The following is a 3112-nucleotide window of genomic DNA, read 5'->3' as shown; positions in this document are numbered from 1 at the left end:
TTTCCACTCGTCTGTGAAGCCGGGGAAGCGCAAAGGTGGAACATTGGTTATATTATTTCTCTAAGTTTTTAAATAACCAATAATATTAACACTATGACGCATCTGACTATCAGAGAAATTGCGGAAGCTTGGAAAGAGCAAAAGCGACCGTATGTCAAGCGCTCAACATTCGCTGCATATATGCTGACGCTTGAAAACCATCTGTTGCCATACTTTGGCGACATGACCGAACTGAATGAACCAATCGTTCAATCCTTCGTACTTGAGAAGATTAACTCAGGACTTTCAGTCAAGACCATCAAGGACATTCTTATCGTTCTGAAAATGATAATGAAGCATGGAGTCAAGCACAAGTGGATTGACCATGCGGAGTGGGATATTAAATATCCTACCATCTCCACGCCTTCGGAAATAGAGGTCCTGACCATAGCCAACCACAAGAAAATCCTTGACCATATAAAGGCAAACTTCTCATTCCGTGCTCTTGGTATCTACTTGTGTCTCACCACAGGACTTCGTATCGGAGAAATTTGCGCATTGCGCTGGGAAGATTTAGACACACTGACCGGAACACTTCAAGTACGGCGTACCATAGAACGCATCTATATTCTCGATGGGGAAAAGAAACACACAGAGCTGGTTATTAACGACCCCAAAACACCGAACTCTGTTCGCGAAATCCCTCTCAGTGCCGAAGCTCTCGCGCTTATCAAGCCACTGATGAAAGTGGTCAATACCGGATTCTATGTAATATCCAACGATAGTAAGCCTATAGAGCCACGTACATATCGTGCGTATTATAAGCGCCTGATGAAAACGCTCAATATCCCGGCAATCAAGTTTCACGGACTCCGCCACTCATTCGCCACTCGTTGCATTGAGAGTAACTGTGATTACAAAACAGTTAGTGCCCTCTTAGGTCACTCTGACATCTCAACTACTCTCAACCTCTATGTTCATCCAAATATGGAGCAAAAGAAGCGTTGTATCACTAAGATGTTCAAATCACTTGGTAAAAGCTGATATGGACTGATAAAAACAAGCCCGACAGATATCATATATGATACTTCTGTCGGGCTACATTCAGGGTTTAGTAGAGGCGGAGGCAGGTGACGTCGGCTTCTTTGACGATGTGGGGATCGTTACTCTCGGACTTGTCGAAGGCGAAGGCGAGGTGCTGGATGCGGTGCTTGGGGCAGAGCTGCATGAGAACGTTGGTGAACTTTCTCATTTCGGCGGCGAGCCATTTTACATCGTTGGTCGAGGTGACTCCGCCGAGCAGTAGCACGTTGTCGGGGAGATGGGCGGCTCCGCCAGTGGTCGTTAGGATTACGAGCGACACAGCAAAGGTTGCATCTTCCGAGGTAAGACTTGTGCCGTTGGCGTAGTCCTTATAGCGGAGCTTCGCAGTCGGAGTGCCGAAATTGTCGCGAAGATATTTCTCGATGTCGGCGAGGGCTGCTTTTAGCCGAGGGTCGCTTACGACCGAAAGGTCGGTAGGCGGCTCCGCGTTGGGGGTTGTGTCAGTCGCCGGTGAAGCCTTGCGGCTAAAGATGTTTTTCACACGAGAGAGGAGCTGGTTGAGGTTGTTGAGTGCTGTCATTTTTTCGTTTTTTGAGAGTGAAACATTGTAGAATCAGGCGCATTTTTTGAAGCAGTTGCCTCGATTGCGAGATTCAAAAGTCGGTTAATTTTCATGCTTACCAGATTGATTTTGACTCCGGTGTCCATGAATCGGAAGGACGGAAATAGACTTGGGTACGCTCGGCGTGTTTGCGGCGTTCAAGCTGGACAGTCAAAGCCTTGATGCTGTCCTGCTCCTGCTTGGAACCAACCATCATCGCTTCTTCGCGGAGCATCATATCCCGGATACCGTCCGCATTGTAGCTCATGCGCTCGTAACGATAGAGCCATTCAACCTTCAGGTATTTCTGATTTTCTGATACCATGTAGAAGAATCCGATAGCAAATCCTATGGCTGCGAGAACCGAGACGATAGCCGTGATTTTTGCCCACTTGGGCATTACCAGCCACCAGTGTCCGCTGATTATGCGGTTAACTTCGTAGCGAAGGTCATTGACCGCATTCTTCAGATAGCTTACCGATTGAGCGTATGTCGAGCTGATACCGTCCTTAATCACCTTGTCAACGCTTTTGTAAAGGTCTGTTTTGACGGCTTCGGAAAGTCCATTTTTGATGTTTTCTGCCAGCCCGTCGGTCTTCATCTCGATATTGTAGGTAGGTGGATTCTTTATCAGTTCGTTCACCTTGTTGACTGCCGGGATGACACCCTCTTGGAGTATGTTCTCGACTTTTTCTGCATACTCTTTGATGTCGTCGGCAGTGGCGCAGTTGAGCTGCGATTCCTTGATTTCGGTACACGTACCGGTGATTGTGCTGAGGTCATCAGCGATGTTCTGGAGAATATTCTCCGGGGAATTTTCAAAATTTTCTTTCATGTTTTTGAGTTTTTGAAATTAAAGACTTCTGCCTCTTTTTTTCTTTGGACGGCGTTTCATCTTACGGATGAATTCCTCCTCTTCCGGGTCGTAGGCAGGTCCGACTTGGAAGATGCCACCGAGTGTGTTTCCGAGACCTTCGACCATATCGGCTCCGGCTTCGATGATTTTTGCTGCGGCACTCGGCTCCTGTTTAGGTTGCTGTCGCATCGGTTGTGGTGATGATGATGCCGGCTGGGACTGACGGTTCTTGTTTCGGTCGAGTGCCTTGCAGATGACATTGTAAGAGCATCTGCCGTCGCGATCAATCTGCGAAGCCTTGAATTTCTGACCGTCTTTGATGTAAGAGAGTCCCTCGACTTCGGTAGAACCACGTCGGAATTTCTTCCTTACCGTTACACCTTTTTGTGCGAGTTCGCGCTGAAAAGTAGTCCAGTCTTTTGCCGATTTCTTGGCGGCTTGAATGGCAAGATATATCTCCTGACGTGTCTTCGACCGTCCTTGCAGACGATGTGTTTTCACATGGTCTTTGTTCTCACCGTAGGTCAGACCGTACTTCTTTTTCATCTCGTCGCAGATTTCGTTGTTGCGATAATACTCAAAGCTGTCGCTAACACATTTGCCGTCATTGTCCACTCGATTATAGACAATAT

4 protein-coding genes are annotated in these 3112 nt (G+C 47.4%); 1 reads left to right on the top strand and 3 read right to left on the bottom strand.

Going from position 1 to position 3112, the window contains the following annotated elements:
• Positions 1–93: 93 nt before the first annotated feature.
• Complete coding sequence (locus QZ311_RS12205; RefSeq protein WP_297068484.1) at positions 94–1023, top strand: site-specific integrase; 930 nt, start codon at positions 94–96, stop codon at positions 1021–1023.
• A gap of 67 nt (positions 1024–1090) precedes the next feature.
• Here the strand turns inward: QZ311_RS12205 and QZ311_RS12200 are convergent, their stop codons facing one another.
• The 3 genes from QZ311_RS12200 to QZ311_RS12190 all read right to left on the bottom strand — a co-directional run.
• Positions 1091–1603, bottom strand: a complete 513-nt coding sequence (locus QZ311_RS12200; RefSeq protein ID WP_297068482.1) for a hypothetical protein — start codon at positions 1601–1603, stop codon at positions 1091–1093.
• Positions 1604–1700: 97 nt separating this feature from the next.
• A complete protein-coding gene (locus QZ311_RS12195; RefSeq protein ID WP_297068480.1) occupies positions 1701–2459 on the bottom strand; it encodes a hypothetical protein in 759 nt (252 codons plus the stop codon).
• Positions 2460–2477: 18 nt separating this feature from the next.
• Positions 2478–3112, bottom strand: a 635-nt coding sequence (locus QZ311_RS12190) for a relaxase/mobilization nuclease domain-containing protein (protein WP_297068477.1), incomplete at its 5' end; no start/stop codon positions are given.

Source organism: uncultured Duncaniella sp. (assembly GCF_910578445.1).
In the GTDB taxonomy this organism is placed as follows: domain Bacteria; phylum Bacteroidota; class Bacteroidia; order Bacteroidales; family Muribaculaceae; genus Duncaniella.
The sequence above is the reverse complement of the archived record's forward strand: the minus strand, read 5'-3'. Positions and strand labels throughout refer to the sequence as shown.